This is a genomic window from Mycolicibacter senuensis, assembly GCF_002101885.1.
GTDB lineage: Bacteria > Actinomycetota > Actinomycetes > Mycobacteriales > Mycobacteriaceae > Mycobacterium > Mycobacterium senuense.
Window position 1 is genome coordinate 1 of record NZ_LQPS01000036.1, and the last position, 17,320, is coordinate 17,320.

18 protein-coding genes and 1 tRNA gene are annotated in these 17,320 nt (G+C 68.2%); 6 read left to right on the forward strand and 13 right to left on the reverse strand.

Translation table 11 applies throughout. From position 1 onward, the window contains the following. Positions 1-473 precede the first annotated feature (473 nt). The gene (locus AWC24_RS10445) at positions 474-1,196 is read left to right on the forward strand and encodes a TetR/AcrR family transcriptional regulator (RefSeq protein ID WP_085084643.1); all 723 of its coding nucleotides are present in this window, start codon (positions 474-476) and stop codon (positions 1,194-1,196) included. An 89-nt stretch (positions 1,197-1,285) separates the two neighbouring features. Here the strand turns inward: AWC24_RS10445 and rplL are convergent, their stop codons facing one another. The 3 genes from rplL to AWC24_RS10460 all read right to left on the reverse strand — a co-directional run bounded on the left by rplL (position 1,286) and on the right by AWC24_RS10460 (position 3,025). After that, a complete protein-coding gene (gene rplL, locus AWC24_RS10450) occupies positions 1,286-1,675 on the reverse strand; it encodes a 50S ribosomal protein L7/L12 (RefSeq protein ID WP_085084645.1) in 390 nt (129 codons plus the stop codon). Positions 1,676-1,731: 56 nt separating this feature from the next. Continuing rightward, positions 1,732-2,361 (reverse strand): 50S ribosomal protein L10, encoded by a 630-nt coding sequence (gene rplJ, locus AWC24_RS10455; RefSeq protein ID WP_085084647.1) that lies wholly within the window; start codon positions 2,359-2,361, stop codon positions 1,732-1,734. Positions 2,362-2,605: 244 nt separating this feature from the next. Continuing rightward, positions 2,606-3,025 carry an anthrone oxygenase family protein gene (locus tag AWC24_RS10460; RefSeq protein WP_085084649.1) on the reverse strand — a complete coding sequence of 140 codons (420 nt, stop codon included), beginning with the start codon at positions 3,023-3,025 and terminating at the stop codon, positions 2,606-2,608. Between the two features lie 70 nt (positions 3,026-3,095). Here AWC24_RS10460 and AWC24_RS10465 point away from each other — a divergent pair, with 70 nt between their 5' ends. Then, on the forward strand, positions 3,096-3,419 hold the full coding sequence (locus tag AWC24_RS10465; RefSeq protein ID WP_085084651.1) for a winged helix-turn-helix transcriptional regulator: 324 nt from the start codon (positions 3,096-3,098) through the stop codon (positions 3,417-3,419). A gap of 51 nt (positions 3,420-3,470) precedes the next feature. Here AWC24_RS10465 and AWC24_RS10470 read toward each other — a convergent pair whose 3' ends face one another. Beyond that, positions 3,471-4,385 carry an ROK family protein gene (locus tag AWC24_RS10470; protein WP_085084928.1) on the reverse strand — a complete coding sequence of 305 codons (915 nt, stop codon included), beginning with the start codon at positions 4,383-4,385 and terminating at the stop codon, positions 3,471-3,473. Further along, positions 4,385-8,560 (reverse strand): glycoside hydrolase family 38 N-terminal domain-containing protein, encoded by a 4,176-nt coding sequence (locus AWC24_RS10475; RefSeq protein ID WP_085084653.1) that lies wholly within the window; start codon positions 8,558-8,560, stop codon positions 4,385-4,387. Before AWC24_RS10475 ends, AWC24_RS10470 begins: the two co-directional genes overlap by 1 nt. 135 nt (positions 8,561-8,695) lie before the next feature. On the opposite strand from AWC24_RS10475, the gene AWC24_RS10480 reads away from it, so the two are divergent. From AWC24_RS10480 to AWC24_RS10495, 4 genes are all read left to right on the forward strand, one after another. Further along, a complete protein-coding gene (locus AWC24_RS10480) occupies positions 8,696-10,042 on the forward strand; it encodes an ABC1 kinase family protein (protein WP_109560401.1) in 1,347 nt (448 codons plus the stop codon). 2 nt (positions 10,043-10,044) lie between these two features. Beyond that, on the forward strand, positions 10,045-10,950 hold the full coding sequence (locus AWC24_RS10485; protein ID WP_085084657.1) for an alpha/beta fold hydrolase: 906 nt from the start codon (positions 10,045-10,047) through the stop codon (positions 10,948-10,950). 83 nt (positions 10,951-11,033) lie between these two features. Beyond that, the gene (locus tag AWC24_RS10490) at positions 11,034-11,897 is read left to right on the forward strand and encodes a cyclopropane mycolic acid synthase family methyltransferase (protein WP_085084659.1); all 864 of its coding nucleotides are present in this window, start codon (positions 11,034-11,036) and stop codon (positions 11,895-11,897) included. Between the two features lie 151 nt (positions 11,898-12,048). Beyond that, positions 12,049-12,954: a cyclopropane mycolic acid synthase family methyltransferase gene (locus AWC24_RS10495; protein WP_085084930.1), complete on the forward strand. Its 906-nt coding sequence runs from the start codon at positions 12,049-12,051 to the stop codon at positions 12,952-12,954. A 63-nt stretch (positions 12,955-13,017) separates the two neighbouring features. On the opposite strand, the gene rplA is transcribed toward AWC24_RS10495, so the two are convergent. The 8 genes from rplA to hadA form a co-directional block, all read right to left on the reverse strand. Further along, positions 13,018-13,725, reverse strand: coding sequence for a 50S ribosomal protein L1 (gene rplA, locus AWC24_RS10500; RefSeq protein WP_085084661.1), 708 nt, complete (start codon positions 13,723-13,725; stop codon positions 13,018-13,020). A 153-nt stretch (positions 13,726-13,878) separates the two neighbouring features. Then, on the reverse strand, positions 13,879-14,307 hold the full coding sequence (gene rplK, locus AWC24_RS10505) for a 50S ribosomal protein L11 (RefSeq protein ID WP_064855581.1): 429 nt from the start codon (positions 14,305-14,307) through the stop codon (positions 13,879-13,881). 28 nt (positions 14,308-14,335) lie between these two features. After that, on the reverse strand, positions 14,336-15,118 hold the full coding sequence (gene nusG / locus AWC24_RS10510; protein WP_085084663.1) for a transcription termination/antitermination protein NusG: 783 nt from the start codon (positions 15,116-15,118) through the stop codon (positions 14,336-14,338). A gap of 25 nt (positions 15,119-15,143) precedes the next feature. After that, positions 15,144-15,593: a preprotein translocase subunit SecE gene (gene secE, locus AWC24_RS10515; RefSeq protein WP_085084665.1), complete on the reverse strand. Its 450-nt coding sequence runs from the start codon at positions 15,591-15,593 to the stop codon at positions 15,144-15,146. 86 nt (positions 15,594-15,679) lie between these two features. Further along, a tRNA-Trp gene (locus tag AWC24_RS10520) sits at positions 15,680-15,752 on the reverse strand. 156 nt (positions 15,753-15,908) lie between these two features. Further along, a complete protein-coding gene (gene hadC, locus AWC24_RS10525; protein ID WP_085084667.1) occupies positions 15,909-16,409 on the reverse strand; it encodes a (3R)-hydroxyacyl-ACP dehydratase subunit HadC in 501 nt (166 codons plus the stop codon). Between the two features lie 8 nt (positions 16,410-16,417). Then, positions 16,418-16,849, reverse strand: a complete 432-nt coding sequence (gene hadB / locus AWC24_RS10530; RefSeq protein WP_085084669.1) for a (3R)-hydroxyacyl-ACP dehydratase subunit HadB — start codon at positions 16,847-16,849, stop codon at positions 16,418-16,420. Continuing rightward, a complete protein-coding gene (gene hadA / locus AWC24_RS10535; RefSeq protein ID WP_085084671.1) occupies positions 16,836-17,312 on the reverse strand; it encodes a (3R)-hydroxyacyl-ACP dehydratase subunit HadA in 477 nt (158 codons plus the stop codon). The genes hadB and hadA overlap by 14 nt, the downstream gene beginning before the upstream one ends. Between the last annotated feature and the right edge of the window lie 8 nt (positions 17,313-17,320).

A 17,320-nucleotide genomic window follows, 5' to 3' on the forward strand; every position in this document is an offset into this window, starting at 1 on the left:
CAGCCCTCCAACCACGAGCCCCACACCGGCTGCCACAGCCCAGCATCCACCCGTTATAACGATGTTGTACCTGAGTAGTCGCTAAACATAACGGGCATATGCCACACCGTCAACCGCCGCCGGCAAACCCCACGCGGTCGCACCCCGGCCTGCTCGGCTCCGTTTGATCAGGCGAAGCCACTTCGCCCCCGCCAGGCCAACCCGGAAACTCGACACCGCCGCGCTGGAGCAAACAACTCCGCTGCTAACGGCGCTACATTCCGCCGCGCACAGTTAGCGAGCCCACGCCGCGCAGCCGCCTGGCAGACAGCAACTAGCTACCACGCCCCTCGGAGGCGGCGCCGGGCGACTGAGCAACATCACCACGCCGTCACAGCCTCTTAGGTACCCTAAAGAATGTTGCGGTTCGCCAGGACAGCCCGGAGCACGCGAGAACGACTCCGCTGACCATCGAATCTGCGAAGAATCCGCGGATGCGCCCGCTTATTTGCGAGCCAGGCGCTGTATGGAAACATGGCACCGTGCCTACGCCACGCAACCGCAGCGGGCGCGAGAAATTCGTGAACACCGCCCTGGAGCTGCTCAACACTCACGGCCCGGAGGCCCTGCAGGCCCGCAAGGTCGCCACGGCGGTCGGCACCTCGACGATGGGCGTGTACACCTACTTCGGCGGAATGCCCGGCCTGATCGCCGAGGTCGCTCAAGAGGGCTGGCGTCGGTTCGACGCCGCGCTGACGTTACCGCCGACGGACGACCCGGTCGCTGACCTGTTCGCGATGAGTGCGGCCTACCGGCGCTTCGCCGTCGGACACCCACACCTTTACCGACTGATGTTCGGCAGCACCAGCGCACACGGCATCAACGCGCCCTCCTACAACATGCTCACGATGTCGCCGGAGAAGATCCTCAAGCATTACCCGAGTTTCGCGCACCCCATGACCGGTGCACACCGGGCGATAGCAGCTGGCCGGTTCGAGGGGTCGGCCGACGACCCGCTCACGGTCATCTCCGTCGCAGCCCAGATGTGGACGCTGATCCATGGCTTCGTCATGCTCGAACTGGCCGGCTTTTTCGGTGACGACGGCAGCGCGGTCGACTTGGTGCTGGCCGTGATGACCACCCGCCTGGCGATCTCGCTCGGCGATCCCCCCGACCGGGTAGAGCAATCGCGGCAAGCGGCGCTGCAGCTGACCTGAGCTCCCTCAGCCCGCAACCTCACCGCAGACCAGAGAAAGCCGAAACCCCCGGACCTCGCGGGTTCCGGGGGTTTGGGCTGTAGTGCGAGCTACTTGACGGTGACGGTGGCGCCGGCAGCCTCGAGCTTGGTCTTGGCCTCCTCGGCGGCCTCCTTGGCGACCTTCTCCAGCAGCGGCTTGGGAGCGCCGTCGACCAGGTCCTTGGCTTCCTTGAGGCCCAGGCCGGAGACGATCTCGCGGACCACCTTGATGACGCCGATCTTCTTGTCGCCGGCCGCCTCCAGGATGACGTCGAACTCGGACTGCTCCTCGGCGGCCTCAGCGGCAGCCGGGGCAGCGCCACCGGCAGCGGCGACGGCGACCGGAGCAGCAGCGGTGACCTCGAAGGTCTCCTCGAACTGCTTCACGAACTCCGACAGCTCCAGCAGGGTCATCTCTTTGAAGACGTCGAGCAGCTCTTCGGTGGACATTTTGGCCATGATTTCGGTCCTTTCTGATTCCGGTTAAGGAAGTCGGGGTTGGGGGTTATGCCTGGTTATTCGGCAGCCTCGGCCGGAGCCTCGGCGGTGTCGGCGGGAGCCTCGGCGTCGGCCGGGGCCTCGGTCGCGGCGGGAGCCTCGGCAACCGGCGCCTCGGCGGCAGCGGGAGCGTCGGCGGGTTTCTTCTCCTGCAGCGCAGCGGCCAGCCGGGCCAGCTGCGAGGCCGGAGCGGCGAACAGGCCGGCCGCCTTGGACAGGTTGCCCTTCATGGCACCCGCCAGCTTGGCCAGCAGCACCTCGCGCGACTCCAGATCGGCGATGCGCTCCACCTCGGCCACGGTCAGCGCGTGGCCGTCCATGTAGCCGCCCTTGATGACCAGCGCCTTGTGGTCCTTGGCGAACTTCTTGATGGCCTTGGCGGCGTCGACCGGCTCGCCCCGGACGAACGCGATCGCGGTGGGCCCGGCGAACAGCTCGTCGAGGCCCTCGATGCCGGCCTCCGAAGCAGCCCGCTTGACCAGCGTGTTCTTCGCCACCGTGTAGGTGGCCGAGCCGGCGAGTGAGCGCCGCAGCTCCGCCAGGTGCGCCACGGTCAGACCGCGGTACTCGGTGATCACGGTGGCGGTCGAGTCGTTGAACTGCTCGACGATGTCCGCGACGGCGGCGGTCTTGTCAGCCCGCGCCATGCATACCTCCTCGGGGTCGCTGTGGGTGTCCGTGCGATCCGCCTCGGAGACGACGAACGCCCCGACGCAGGAAGCGGTCGGGGCGTCACAAGTTCGTGCCGGCGGGCCGGTGCCTCGTCCTCCTGCGTGGGCCGCCGGGATGTTCCCGGACCTTCAACCGATTGCTCGGTGACCGACGGTCTTCGGTGGATCGGCACACACCATAGCGCGATGGGTGGCGATCAGCCAAAACGGCCATCGCCGCCTATGCGCTCGCGACGACCAACAGGACGAGCACTGCACCCAGCAGCACCACCCGCACCCGATGCAGCCGGTCCCAGCGCTCGGCAAGCGGGCGCGGCACCTCGCCGGCGGCGATGCGGTTGTTGATCGGCACCAGCATCGTCACCGACATCAGTGCCACGACCGTCATCAGGGCCACCCCGGCCCCGATCAGCCAGCGCTGCGTGCCGGCGCCGAGGGCAGCGGCGATCACCAGTAGCGCCAGTGAGCCCAGGTACCAGAACGGCATCACTCGCCCGAGCAACCGGGCACTCGCGCTACGGGCGGCCTGAAACGCCTCATCGGGCAGGCGCCCGACGATCGGGTGGAAGAACGCCGCCACCGCGAACTCCGAGCCCACCAGGACACCGACCACCGCTACCGCCACGATTCCGAGCATCATCGCATCGACTATGGTAGTTAAACTGACAAAAAACAAGGTACTGACAAATTAGTCAGCATAGGAGACGCTGGTGGCGGTATCGAAGAAAGAAGTCGGCGAGTGCCCGATCGACGCCGCGCTGTCGGTCGTCGACGGCCGCTGGAAGGGCACCATCCTGTGGCGACTGACCGACGGGCCGATGCGCACCGCCGAGTTGCGGCGCAGCATTCCCGGCATCAGCGAGCGGATGCTCATCCGTCACCTGCACGAACTGGTGGACGACGGCATCATCGACCGTCACGACGCCGGCACCGTGCCGCCGTGCGTGCACTATTCGATCTCCGACTACGGCGCGACGCTGGCACCGGTGCTGCAGGCGCTCTGCGACTGGGGGCGCGCACATATGCAGCGTTGACTCTGCGTCCACCAGGGTGCCCACTCGCACTTTTGCCTGGTACACGCAGGGTCAACGAAGGGCGGCCAACGCGGCCGCGCCCACCAGCCCGGCCTCGCCACCCAGTTCGGCGGGCACCACCTGCAGTCCGGTCAAAAAATCCAGCCGGGCGTACGCGGACAACGCCGCACGCAGCGGATCGAACAGCAGCGCACCGGATTTCGCGACTCCCCCACCGATCACCACCAGATTCAGGTCGCAGACCGCGGCCACCGAAGCGATCATTGCCGCCAGCGCGTCGGTGCCGCGCCGAAATGCGCGCAGCGCCACCGGATCGCCGGCCTCGGCGGCCGCACCGAGCGCCTTGGCGTCCGCGTCGGGCCCTGCCGGCGTCCACCCGTTGGCCAGCGCCCAGCGCACCATCGACGGCCCGGAGGAGACGGTCTCCACACAGCCGCGCCCGCCACACCGGCACGCTTCACCGCCCGGGTCGACGACGACGTGGCCGACGTGCCCGGCGTTGCCGGTGCGGCCGTGAAACGGCACGCCGTCGAGCACCAGGCCGCCGCCCACCCCGGTGGAGACCACCATGCCGAGCATGGAGCGCGTCCCCCGGCCTGCCCCGTGCCGGTGTTCGCCCAGCGCCATGCAGACCCCGTCGCCACCCAGGGCGACCGGTACGCCGGGCACCGCGGCGGCCACCCGGTCGCGCAGCGCGAATCCGCGCCAGCCGGGAATGTTGATCGGGCTGACCGTGCCGGCGTTGACGTCGACGGGACCGGCGGAGCCGATCCCGACCGCACGCACCCGTCCGCCGGCTTGCGCCAGGACGTCGTCGAGCAACTCGGCCACCACCGCCCAGACCACCTCGGCGTCCCGGTCGCCCCTGGTGGGCCGAACCGCGGTGTAAACGAGGGTTCCGTCGGCGTCGGCCAGGCCGGCCGCGATCTTGGTGCCGCCGACATCGAGGGCGAGCACGTCGGCCATCAGTCGAGCCCGCCCGTGCCGGGCGCCGCCACCGCCAGCCGCACCGCCGGTGAGTACACCAGCGCGCCCGCCCCGCCGACCCGCACCAGCGCCCACCAGGTGCCGGGCGGTGCCCATACCGGCGGGCTCAGCGTGAAGTCGAGTTCGATGCTGCCCCGGGCCGGCAGCTCCGCACCCACCGCGGCGGGTCCAGCCCACTCCCAGGTGCCCCAGGGGCTGATCAGATGCGCCTCGACGGCCAGATCGTGGTAGGCGTCGGTGCCGACCGTGACACGCAGTCGCGCGGATTGCCCCGCGCTCACCTCGACCGCGCCGGGCCCGTCGACGTACAACAGCCGGTCAGCGCCGGGATCGCCGACACGCACCACCGCGACGTCTTCGACCGGCTGGCGCCAGGACGGCGGAACGTCGCCGGTGAGGTCGAGGCGGGCACGGATCGGATAGAGCCCGGGCGCGGCGTCGGCCGGCACGGTCACCGCCAGCGGCCTGCAGACATGCTCGCCGGCGCCCAGCTGCACCGGATGCGCGGCCGGGGCTGCGTCCCAGCCGGCCGGGCACGCCAGCGTGACTGCGCCGGCCAGTTCGGCATCGACACTGTCGCTGGCCACGGTGAGATCCAGGCTCAACCGCGCACCCGGGTCGGCGTCGAGCCGGTGTGGATGCAGCGCCGGGGTCACCGGCATGCCGCCCAGCGGTGCCGGCCCGCGGTTGTGCAGCCAGTAGCGGGCGTACAGCGGCTGGGCGGTCTCCGCATCGGGTGCCAACGGGCCGGCGACGCCTAGGCGTTCAACGTCGAGTCTGGCGGTGACGGTGGCGATCTCGTAGCCGTGCAGCTGCTGCGGGTCCGGGTGCTCGCGGGCCTGCTCCAGCAGGTCGGCGCGGCCCTGCACGGTCACCGCCCCCACGTCGCTGCGCAGCGTCACGGCGGCATCGGCGCCGCGGGTCTCCACCAGCCGCAGGGTGACGGTCTTGGGATCGATGGGTTGCGTGCTGCCGCGCGCCGTCGGGTTGCCGGCCGCCTTGAGCGCGCCCAGGCCGACACCGGCGGCGTCGATGCGCAACAACGAGCCGGTCACCGGCAGCGCCCCGGAGCCCTCGGCCACCGCACCGGCCACCAGCGGGTCGGCGAACTCCGCGCTGCGCGCCGGGATGCCGGCTTGACGCCAGTCGCCGTCACCGGCCACCAGGGCGTAGTCGAAGGTGTGCGTCCAGTGCATCAGCTGGAAGGCGCTGCCGTCGGGTGCGGTGCGGCGCGGATCGTCGGTCCAGGCCGCCGACGGCCAGCTGGTGCACGACCGCAACAGCGCGGTGTGCAGCGTGCCGGCGGTGTCGACGGCGAAGCTGGGCACGCCGCGGTTGATCAGCGCGACGCTGCGCACCTCGAACGGCTCCAGGTCAGCGCGGGCGGTCTGTGCCACGGTGATCTCGTTGTCGGCCAGGTCGTCAGTCACCCGGGCGATCTCGGCCACCGAAGTCTCGTCGTCGCGGCCGGCGATCACCAGCACCGGCAGGGCGCGCGGGCCGCTCAAGTCGGCGCCGGGCACCCACACCTCGGCGAGCGGTTTCGCCGCGGGCACCCAGACCCGGGCCCGGCCGTGCCGCTCGAGCTGACGGTCCAGCTCGGCGGTGTAGGCCGGATCGGCGGCATCCAGCACCGCCCGGGTGAAGGCGTTGCGGTCCGGCCCACCGAGCGTGATCCGGACGTCGGGCAGGTTGGAGTCGACGTCGAGGTTGCCGTAGCGGGGCCCGCCGGCCGCCGAGCAACTGGCGGTGACACCGGCGCGCACCAACGCCACCATCAGATCCCGCGGTGCCGCAACGCCGTCCGGGGTGACGATCTCGGCCACCGAGACCGCCCGGCTGCCGTCGCCGACCCGGATCCGGGCCGTCGCCGACAGCCCGAACCAGCGGTTGGCCGGGGTGTCGAGGGTCCGCGGGAACTGCGCGGTGTCCACCGAGCGTCCGCTGGGCTCGTGCAGCAGCGCGAAGCCGCGGCCGATCACGGCGTCGGCCACCTCGGCGACCGGCAGCGCACCGGGCACCGGGCACGGCCAGCGCAGCCGCAGCAGGTGATCGGCGCCGGTGAACTCGTCGACGGTGGTGGAGCAGTCCACCCGGTCCACGCCGTGCCACAGCGTCAGGGTCTGGGTGTAGGCCAGCACGCCCCGGATCCGCCCGCAGATCACCAGCCGCTCCCCCAGCGGCCCCCGGTAGGCCTGCACGGTGACGTCGGTGGCCACCGCCGAGGTGAACAGGTTACCGCTGGGCACCAGATGCCACGGGCCCTCACCGGACTGCGGATGTTTCGGGTATTCGTCGTAGACGGCCAGCTGGTTGCCCAGCCCGCCCTCGATGATCATTTCGCGCCCGTCGCAGCGCCATGAGGTGATGCCGCCGCCGCGGTCGGGATCGGCGGTCAGCCGGTGGTGCTCGTTGGAGATCCGGGTGCCGGGTATCGGCGCCCAGCCCTGTGGTTCGGGCGCCGGTGCCAGCCGGTAGGACCGCCAGCCCAGCGACGGCACGTCGCGGGCCAGCCAGCTCACCGACCGTCCACCGTGCTCGACGTGGGCGGGCAACTCGGTGCCGTCGGAATCGAACACCCGCACCCCGGCCGCCGGCGGCGGGTCCAGGCGCACGGTGACCACATCGGTGCGGTCGGCGGCCACCGGATTCCACACCACGGTGGTCTGGCCGCCCCCGGAACCGGCGTCGACCAACCCGGATAGCACCGCCAGCGCGGCGTCGCGGGCATCGGCGCCCAGCTGCCAGGCGTCGCGCCAACCGGTCAGCAGGTCCAGGTACACCTGGTCGGCCTCCGACCCGGTGATCGCGTCGTGGTGGGCGCCGTAGCACAGTTGCGCCCACGCCTTGGCCAGCGCCGCCTCCGGGTAGTCGGTCCCGGTCAGCGCCGAGGCGAACACCCCGAAGCTCTCCGCGGCCAGCAGCGCCCGCTCGGCCGCGCGGTTGGCCTGCTTGGTGTCGATATAGGAGACGTGGCAGCCGGTGTAGATCGGGTTCATGTCCCGGGTCTGCGGGGACGGGTTCTCGCCTCGCTCGGCCAGTTCGGCCCGCACTGCGGCGAAGAACTCGCGCGGCAGCCCGCAGACGAACTGCGGCCAGGTGTAGCGGGCGTTCCAGTCCCGGTGAATCTGCACCGCCCAGCGGTTCGGCGGGGTGAAGTCGGTGCCCACCGGCAGTAGCACATTGCGGGTGGCGGCGACCTTCTTCATCTCGACGAACAGCTGGTACACCTCGTCCTCGGCGTCGGCCAGCGTCTCCCGCGCGTCCATCCACCAGCCGGCGGCGTAGTGGGCCGGCATGTAGTGGGTCAGCAGGCCACCTCCCGACGGCGAGATCCATTCGAACTCGGATGCGAACTGCATCCGGCGCGGATCACCCCCGCCGGCCATCGGCCCCCACTGGTGAAACGGCCCGCGCGCCCACGCACTGGAGGTCAGCCCGGCGTCGGCGACCATCCCGGGGAACTGCGGGTCGTGGCCGAACACGTCGAGCTGCCAGGCCGTCGCCGGGGCGGCGCCCATGATGTCGCGCTGAAAACCCATGCCCGCCACCAGATTCCGGATCGTCGTCTCGGCGTCGGTGAGGTTGGTCGACGGCTCGTTGTAGCTGCCGCCCATCACCTCGACGCGGCCCTGGGCCAGCAACCGGCGCAGTTCGGCGCGGTCGGCCGGGTGGGTGTCCCAGTACGGCTTGAGGTAGTCGACCTCGGCCATGACGAACTTGTACTCGGGGTGCTCGCGCGCCCAGTCCAGGTGGCTGCGCACCAGGTTGATCCCGTTGGTCTGGCGGCACGCGCCCAGCGGATGCTCGGTCCACGCGCTGGTGTAGTTGGCCTGGGTGTTCCACCACACCGGGTCGTAGTGGAAGTGCCCGACCAGGAACATCGTCCAGCCAGGCTCGGCCACGGTGAAGGTGAAACCGGCGCCGTTGACCTGGGCGGCCCGGCGTTGACCCGGCACCGGGTCGTCGACGCTCACCGGCACCTCGACGACACCGCTTCCGGGCCCGGCCACGGCCTCCCCTGCCAGCCGGTCGCCGTCGATACGCAGCGGTGTCGCCACCTCGGCGTCGCGGTATTCGACCCGGACGAGCTGCACGGGCGCGTCGGCCGGCCCGACGAACTTCTCGGTCGATTCGGCGGAGATCACCTGCATGGCACAAACCTACGGATGTGCGCCGACCGCATGGCTCCTTTCGGCGACGGGGCATGACCTGCCGGCACCGCCGTGGGGACCGGCCGGCCAGGCATTGCCAGACAACTTCCGGCTTTGATTTGGCAGACTGCAGCAATGAGTTCGACCCCAGCACGCCAGGTGGCCCGGCTGGACCGGGTGCCGCTTCCGGTCGAGGCCGCCCGCATCGGCGCGACGGGCTGGCAGCTCACCCGCGCCGCCACCCGGGTGTTCACCCGGCTGCTCAAACCCGGCCCGGTCCAGCAGAAGGTGATCCGGGAGCTGCCGCAGACGTTCGCCGACCTGGGCCCCACCTACGTCAAGTTCGGCCAGATCATCGCCTCGAGCCCCGGCGCGTTCGGTGAACCGCTGTCGCGGGAGTTCCGCGGCCTGCTGGATTCGGTTCCCCCGGCCGACCCCGGGGCGGTGCACAAACTGTTCGTCGAGGAGCTGGGCGCCGAACCGCAGCAGCTGTTCGCGCAGTTCGACGAGACCCCGATCGCGTCGGCGTCCATCGCGCAGGTGCACTTCGCCACACTGCACAGCGGCGAGGACGTCGTCGTCAAGATTCAGCGCCCGGGGATCCGCCGCCGGGTGGCCGCCGACCTGCAGATCCTCAAACGGTTCGCGCAGGTCGTCGAGCTGGCCAAACTGGGCCGGCGGCTGTCGGCGCAGGACGTCGTCGCCGACTTCTCCGACAACCTCGCCGAGGAGCTGGACTTCCGCATCGAAGCGCAGTCGATGCAGACCTGGGTGTCGCATCTGCACGCCTCACCGCTGGGCCGCAACATCAAGGTGCCCGACGTGCACTGGGACTTCACCAGCGAGCGGGTGCTGACCATGGAGCGGGTCGCGGGTCTGCGTATCGACGACGCCCCGGCCATCCGCAAGGCGGGTTTCGACGGCGTGGAGTTGGTCAAGGCACTGCTGTTCTCCACCTTCGAGGGCGGGCTGCGGCACGGCCTGTTCCACGGCGACCTGCACGCCGGCAACCTGCTCGTCGACGGAGACGGACGTGTCGTTTTTCTTGACTTCGGGATCATGGGCCGCATCGACCCGCGCACCCGATGGCTGCTGCGCGAACTCGTGTATGCGCTGCTGGTCAAGAAGGACCACGCCGCGGCCGGCAAGATCGTGGTGTTGATGGGTGCGGTCGGCACGATGAAGCCCGAGGCGCAGGCCGCCAAGGATCTGGAGGCGTTCTCCACCCCGTTGACCATGACGACCCTGGGCGACATGTCCTATGCCGAGATCGGCAAGCAGCTCGGCGCGCTGGCCGACGCCTACGATGTCAAGCTGCCGCGCGAGCTGGTGCTGATCGGCAAGCAGTTCCTGTACGTGGAGCGCTACATGAAGCTGCTGGCGCCGCGCTGGCAGATGATGTCGGACCCGCAACTGACCGGCTACTTCGCCAACTTCATGGTCGACGTCAGCCGTGAACACAAAGACTCGCCGGAGGTTTAGTCGTGGACGTGCGCAGCGGTACCGCCCGCTCCGGCGAGCTGGAGATCTTCTATGAGGACATGGGCAGCCCGGACGATCCGGCGGTCCTGTTGGTGATGGGTCTGGGCGCGCAGCTGCTGCTGTGGCGTCCCGGGTTCTGCGAGAAGCTGGTCGCCCAGGGTCTGCGGGTGATCCGCTACGACAACCGGGATGTGGGCCTGTCCACCAAGTTGGGCCGCAAGCATGCCCGCGGCGCGCTGGTGCCCCGGATGGCGCGGTTCTGGCTGGGCAAGCCGAGCTCGGCGGTCTACACCCTGGAAGACATGGCCGACGACGCCGCCGCGCTGCTCGATCATCTGGGCATCGACCGGGCCCACGTGGTCGGCGCATCGATGGGCGGGATGATCGCGCAGGTGTTCGCGGCCCGGTTCGCCGAGCGGACCCGGTCGCTGGGGGTGATCTTCTCCAGCAACAACCGCCGGTTCCTGCCGCCGCCGGCGCCGCGCGCGCTGATGGCACTGCTGTCCGGTCCGCCGCCGGACTCGCCGCGTGAGGTGATCGTCAACAACGCGGTGCGGGCCAGCCGGATCATCGGCAGTCCCCGGTATCCGACACCGGAGGAGCAGCTGCGGGCCAACGTCACCGAGGCCTACGAACGCAGCTACTACCCGTGGGGCATCGCCCGCCAGTTCGGCGCCATCCTGGCCAGCGGGAGCCTGGCCGCCTACGACCAACTGATCACCGCGCCGACGGTGGTCATCCACGGCCTGGCCGACAAGTTGATGCGGCCGTCGGGCGGCCGGGCGATCGCCGATGCCATCGATCGGGCCCGGCTGGTGCTGTTCGAGGGCATGGGCCATGACCTTCCTGAGGAACTGTGGGATCCGGTGATCACCGAGTTGACCACGACGTTTGCTGCCGGCCACTAGCTAATTGTTATCCGGCTAACAGCGGACGGTACGATGTCGGGGCCTCTTCCTAACCCCCCAGAAGATCGTGAGTAAACCGAGCCATGCCGAAATTGGAACCCAAGTACGAAGAACTGCAGTCGATCTACGACATCTCCAATGAGTTCTACGAGCTGTTCCTGGGACCCACGATGGGCTATACCTGCGGGTTCTACCCCGACAAGGACACCACCTGCGACGAGGCGCAGATCGCCAAGTTCGACTTGGCGCTGGGCAAGCTGGGCCTGAAGCCCGGAATGACGCTGCTCGACATCGGCTGCGGCTGGGGGGCCTGCATGCAACGCGCGATCGAGACCTACGACGTCAACGTCATCGGGCTCACCCTCAGCGGTGAGCAGCGCGCGTACGCGATCGAAAAGCTTGCCAAGGTGGAGACCAACCGCAGCGTCGAAGTGCGACTGCAGGGCTGGGAGGAGTTCACCGACAAGGTGGACCGGATCGTGTCGATCGGCGCGTTCGAGCACTTCGGCCGGGAGCGCTGGGAGGACTTTTTCCGGATCACCTACCAGGCGCTGCCGGATGACGGGCGCATGCTGCTGCACACCATCACCGCGATCGCCGGTTCGGATGATGCGCAGGCCAGGGGTCTGCCGCTGACGATGGACCTGGCCAAGTTCACCTTGTTCATCATGAAAGAGATCTTCCCCGGCGGTCAGCTGCCCTCGGCCTGGTTGCCCCGCCAGTACGCCGCCCAGGCCGGCTTCACCGTGACCCGGGACGACGAGATCGGGCCGCACTACGCGCGCACCCTGGAAGACTGGGCGGCGATGCTGGCGGCCAACAAGGAGCGGGCGATCGAAGTGCAAGGTCAGGAGGCTTACGACCGCTTCGACAAGTACCTCAACGGCTGCGTGAAACTGTTCCGCGACGGCTACAACACGGTCCATCAGTACACGCTGCAGAAGTAGCACGGGACCGGCTCTCCGCGGGATCCGGCATGATCGCATTTCCCGTCAACCGATTCACCCTCGACCCGCTAAGCTGCAACAGTTGACCGACCAGACGGCACCCGCCAGGTCCGGTCACGACGGGTTACATCAGGAAGGCAACCAGTCACACATGGTGGACAAACAGATGGTGGAAAAAGCCACACGCGCCGAGGGGATGCGTCCGAAGTTCGAGAACATCCAGGCCCACTACGACCTGTCCGACGACTTCTTCGCGCTGTTCCAGGACCCGAGCCGGACCTACAGCTGCGCGTACTTCGAGCCGCCGGACATTTCACTGGAAGAGGCGCAGATCGCCAAGGTCGACCTGAACCTGGACAAGCTGAACCTGCGGCCCGGGATGACGTTGCTGGACATCGGCTGCGGCTGGGGCGGCACCATGAAGCGCGCCGTGGAGCGCTACGACGTCAACGTGATCGGGCTGACGCTGAGCAAGAACCAGCACGCCTACTCCCAGAGCCTGCTCGACGAGATCGACACCGCGCGTTCTCGGCGGGTTCTGTTGCAGGGCTGGGAGGAGTTCGACGAGCCGGTGGATCGGATCGTCTCGATCGAGGCGTTCGAGCACTTCGGCTTCGAGAACTACGACGACTTCTTCAAGAACTGTTTCGAGATCATGCCGGCCGACGGCCGGATGGCGATCCAGAGCAGTGTCAGCTTCCATCCTTATGACCTGAACGCGCGCGGCAAGAAGCTGACGTTCGAGACGGCCCGGTTCATCAAGTTCATCCTCACCGAGATCTTCCCGGGCGGGCGCCTGCCCACCACCGACATGATGGTGGAGCACGGCGAGAAGGCCGGTTTCGCTGTGCCCGAAGCGCTTTCCCTGCGGTCGCACTACATCAAGACCCTGCGGATCTGGGGTGATGCGCTGGAGGCGCACCACGACGAGGCTGTCGCGATCCAGTCCGAAGAGGTCTACCAGCGCTACATGAAGTATCTGCGCGGCTGCGAGCACTACTTCGCCGACGAGGCCCTGGACGTCAGCCTGGTCAGCTACGTCAAGCAAGCGGCCTGAGCCTCGATCACGTCGAAAAGCCCCCGCCACGCGCAAGCGTGCGGGGGCTTTTCGATGCGTGCCCTACTCGGCCGCGAAGTTCCGGGTGACGGTCGGGTCCACCGGAATGCCGGGGCCGGTCGTGGTCGAGATGATGACCTTCTTGAGGTAACGGCCCTTCGACGACGACGGCTTGAGCCGCAGCACCTCGTCTAGGGCGGCGCCGTAGTTCTCCGCCAGCTTGGACTCGTCGAACGAGGCCTTGCCGATGACGAAGTGCAGGTTGGACTGCTTGTCCACCCGGAAGTTGATCTTGCCGCCCTTGATGTCGGAGACGGCCTTGGCGACGTCGGGGGTGACGGTGCCGGTCTTGGGGTTGGGCATCAGGCCACGCGGGCCCAGCACGCGGGCGATGCGACCGACCTTGGCCATCTGGTCGGGGGTGGCGATCGCGGCGTCGAAGTCGAGGAAACCGCCCTGAATCTTCTCGATCAGGTCATCACTGCCGACGACATCAGCGCCCGCGGCGACGGCGGCATCGGCCTTCTCGCCGACCGCGAACACCGCCACCCGGGCGGTCTTTCCGGTGCCGTGCGGCAGGTTCACGGTGCCGCGGACCATCTGGTCGGCCTTACGCGGGTCCACGCCGAGCCGGATGGCCACCTCGACGGTAGCGTCCTGCTTGGTCGACGACGTCTCCTTGGCCAGCTTGGCGGCCTGCAGCGGGGTGTAGAGGTTGTCGCGGTCCACCTTCTCGGCGGCGGCGCGGTAGGCCTTGCTGTTCTTGCTCATCGGTTATCCAATCTCGTGGTTGGTTGTGGTTTGCGGGCCGAAGCTGGCCCTCCCACGGTTCCGTTTCTCTCCGAATACTCCTTCGCACTCCTGCGCTGGGCCTCGTTCCTCGGCCCGCTTCGTCGTGCTCAGGACATTCGTCGAGTGGGGGTACTACTCGACGGTGATGCCCATGGAGCGGGCGGTGCCGGCGATGATCTTGGCGCCGGCCTCGATGTCGTTGGCGTTGAGGTCGGCCTTCTTGGTCTCGGCGATCTCGCGAACCTGGTCCCAGCTCACCTTGGCGACCTTGGTCTTGTGCGGCTCGGCCGACCCCTTGGCGATGCCGGCAGCCTTGAGCAGCAGCCGGGCGGCCGGCGGGGTCTTGAGCGCGAAGGTGAAGCTGCGGTCCTCGTAGACGGTGATCTCGACCGGGACGACGTTGCCGCGCTGGTTCTCCGTGGCGGCGTTGTACGCCTTGCAGAACTCCATGATGTTGACGCCGTGCTGACCGAGCGCGGGTCCCACCGGCGGCGCGGGGTTGGCCTGGCCGGCTTCGATCTGCAGCTTGATCAGACCGGCGACCTTCTTCTTCGGGGCCATGAGTGTTGGTGTTCCTTTCGCTTACTACTTAGATCTTGGAGACCTGGTTGAAGGTCAGTTCCACTGGTGTCTCGCGTCCGAAGATGGACACCAGCACCTTGAGCTTCTGCTGCTCGGCATTGACCTCGGAAATCGAGGCGGGCAGCGTCGCGAACGGGCCGTCCATGACGGTGACCGACTCGCCGACTTCGTAGTCGACCTCGATGACCGGCCGGTCCAGGCCGCCGTCGTGCGTGGTCGTCGCGGTGGTCGAGGGGCCCCGCCCGGCCTTCTTGGCCGCGCCCTGCGGCAGCAGGAACTTGACCACGTCGTCCAGCGGCAACGAGGTCGGGCGAGAGGTGGCGCCGACGAAGCCGGTGACGCCCGGGGTGTTGCGCACCGCCGACCAGGAGTCGTCGGTCAGGTCCATCCGCACCAGGATGTAGCCCGGCAGCACCTTGCGGTTGACCTGCTTGCGCTGGCCGTTCTTGATCTCGGTGACCTCTTCGGTGGGCACCTCCACCTGGAAGATGTAGTCGCCGACGTCCAGGTTCTGCACGCGGGTCTCGAGGTTGGCCTTCACCTTATTCTCGTAGCCGGCGTAGGAGTGGATGACGTACCAGTCGCCCGGCTTGGTGCGCAGCTCCGCCTTCAGCACCACCGCGGGGTCGAGCTCTTCCGGCTCGGCTTCGGCAGCCTCGGCGCCCTCCGCGGTCTCAGCGGCGTCAGCAGCCGCAAGGGTCTCTTCAGCCGGGGCCTCGGCAGGCGCCTCGGTGGTCTCCGCCACGTCGACCGGCTCGCCCGCGGGCGTATCGCCGTCGAAGGTAGTCACGGTTGTCAGTCCTTCCCTAATTACTTCACTCGCCGAACACCAGCAGGATCAGCTTGGCGAATCCGTAGTCGGCCCCGGCGACCAAGGCCACCATGAAGACCAGGAATACCAGCACCACCGCGGTGTAGGTGACCATCTGCTTGCGGTTCGGCCAGATCACCTTGCGAAGTTCGCCGACGACCTGCTTGAGATAGTTCAAAACGAAAACGAACGGATTGCGCGACGGCCCGTCCGACTTCTTCTTGGCCTTCTTGGCCTTCTTGGCGCCGGTGCCGTCCACACCCAGCTCCGTCGCCGTGGACTCCAACTCGGCCGAGTCGTCATCGGCGCCCCCACGGCGCCGGGAGCGCTTACCGGTGGGCCGCAGCGGCGCGCCGGCCTGCATGCTCGCCACGGCCGTGCGCCCGTGGCCGGTGGAGTCGGCCTCGCTGTCGCCGCCGGCTGCGGCGTCGGGACGGTCGAGCTCGTCGGTCACCGCATGCTCCTTCGTTCTTCTCGCTTACGTATTGCCGTACCGCGCCTGGTGAGTTCCAGTGTCCACTGTCCACCATGGCACGTCAGCAGGGGCGACAGGACTTGAACCTGCAACCTGCGGTTTTGGAGACCGCTGCTCTGCCAGTTGAGCTACGCCCCTTCGCGGTTGGCAGACCAACCTGCGCGGTCCGGAGTTTCACCAGTGCACCGTCTCCGGCCCACACAATTCGCGCGCTCCCCGGATCCACGGAAAGCGCGCTAGTGCTGGGAAAACCCCGAGGTTCGAGTGTACCTCGCCGCCCGGGCCAGTTACTAATCAGGCCGTTCGGACGACCTGACCGGATTCGGCGTCCCACTTGAGGCTGACCGAATCGTCGCCCTCGTGGCCCATGATCGTGGTGAACGCCTCCAGGACTATGTCGCCGTCGGAGTTGGTCAAGATGTTGCGGGTGGTGACGATGTCGGCGCCGAACCGCTCGTTGACCGAGGCGATGTCCATCCGGGCGTACAGGACGTCGCCGGCCTTGATCGGCTGATGATAAGTGAATCCCTGGTCGACCTGCACCATCTGCATGGTCGTGTAGCCGGTGTCGACATTGCGGAAGAAGTCGGACTGCACCAGCTTGGCCAGGATCGACACGAAGGTCAGCGGGGCCAGCACCGAGTCATAGCCCAGTTCGGCCGCCGCGGCCTCGTCGTAGCAGGCGGGGTCCTCGGCCTTGACGGACCGGGCATACTCGCGGACCTTCTCGCGGCCCACCACGAACGGCTCCGGGTAGCGCCAGATCATGCCCCGGATATCGGTTTTGATCGCCATTATTTTCCCTAGGCCAGCTTCGCCGAGGCGACCGCCCGTCCGAAGATCTTCTTGCCATCAGATCTGGTGGCGCTGAGCGCGATCGTCACCGACTTCGTTTCCGGGTCGACAGACTTCACCCGGCCGCTGAAGATGACCTCGGCGCCCTTGCCGTCGTTGGGCACCGGCACCACTTGGGTGAAGCGGACGTTGTACTCGGTCACCGCGCCCGGGTCTCCCACCCAGGCGGTGACGTAGCCGCCGCCGAGCCCCATGGTCAGCATGCCGTGGGCGATCGCGGTGTCCAGGCCGACCTGCTGGGCGATCTCGTCGTCCCAGTGGATCGGGTTAAGGTCGCCGGACACGCCGGCATAGTTGACCAGGTCCTGCCGGGTGAGCGGGATGACCCGCTCGGGCAGCTGATCGCCGACCTTGACCGAACTGAATTCACGCAACGCCATCGGTGAAACCCTTATCTCCCTCGCCGGCGCGACCCGCCAGCGTCGTGTACGTCTCCTGCACGATCTCATCGGCATCGTTGGTGACCAGCTGCCTGGTCACGATGATGTCGGTGCCGTGTGCGCGGCGAACCGATTCGACCGAGACGTCGCAGTACAGCCGGTCGCCTTCCTTGATCGGCTGGTGAAACTCGATCTTCTGGTCGACTTGGACGATCTGAGCGTCGTCGACGGCGACACCGGCATGCTCGAAGAACGCCGAAATCGCCTTGTGCCCGAACACCGAGATGTAGGTCAGCGAAGCCAGCAGGCCGTCGTAGCCGAGGCCGGCGGCCGCCCGCAAGTCGAAACTGGCCGGATCCACGGCCTTGACCGCGCGCGCGTACTCGCGGATCTTCTCCCGCTCCACCTCATAGTGGTCGGGATAGCGGTATCGCGCCCCGGCGAGGCGCTCGGCCAACGACACGGTTCGCG

Excerpts from the sequence above, each read along its gene's own strand:
- AWC24_RS10445 (WP_085084643.1), top strand. The coding sequence starts at position 474 with ATGCGCCCGCTTATTTGCGAGCCAGGCGCTGTATGGAAACATGGCACC.
- rplK (WP_064855581.1), bottom strand. The coding sequence starts at position 14,307 with ATGGCCCCGAAGAAGAAGGTCGCCGGTCTGATCAAGCTGCAGATCGAA.
- hadB (WP_085084669.1), bottom strand. The coding sequence starts at position 16,849 with ATGGCGTTGCGTGAATTCAGTTCGGTCAAGGTCGGCGATCAGCTGCCC.
- AWC24_RS10480 (WP_109560401.1), top strand. The coding sequence starts at position 8,696 with ATGAGTTCGACCCCAGCACGCCAGGTGGCCCGGCTGGACCGGGTGCCG.
- rplJ (WP_085084647.1), bottom strand. The coding sequence starts at position 2,361 with ATGGCGCGGGCTGACAAGACCGCCGCCGTCGCGGACATCGTCGAGCAG.
- rplL (WP_085084645.1), bottom strand. The coding sequence starts at position 1,675 with ATGGCCAAAATGTCCACCGAAGAGCTGCTCGACGTCTTCAAAGAGATG.
- hadC (WP_085084667.1), bottom strand. The coding sequence starts at position 16,409 with ATGGCGATCAAAACCGATATCCGGGGCATGATCTGGCGCTACCCGGAG.
- AWC24_RS10460 (WP_085084649.1), bottom strand. The coding sequence starts at position 3,025 with ATGATGCTCGGAATCGTGGCGGTAGCGGTGGTCGGTGTCCTGGTGGGC.
- AWC24_RS10475 (WP_085084653.1), bottom strand. The coding sequence starts at position 8,560 with ATGCAGGTGATCTCCGCCGAATCGACCGAGAAGTTCGTCGGGCCGGCC.
- AWC24_RS10495 (WP_085084930.1), top strand. The coding sequence starts at position 12,049 with ATGGTGGACAAACAGATGGTGGAAAAAGCCACACGCGCCGAGGGGATG.
- AWC24_RS10490 (WP_085084659.1), top strand. The coding sequence starts at position 11,034 with ATGCCGAAATTGGAACCCAAGTACGAAGAACTGCAGTCGATCTACGAC.
- AWC24_RS10470 (WP_085084928.1), bottom strand. The coding sequence starts at position 4,385 with ATGGCCGACGTGCTCGCCCTCGATGTCGGCGGCACCAAGATCGCGGCC.
- rplA (WP_085084661.1), bottom strand. The coding sequence starts at position 13,725 with ATGAGCAAGAACAGCAAGGCCTACCGCGCCGCCGCCGAGAAGGTGGAC.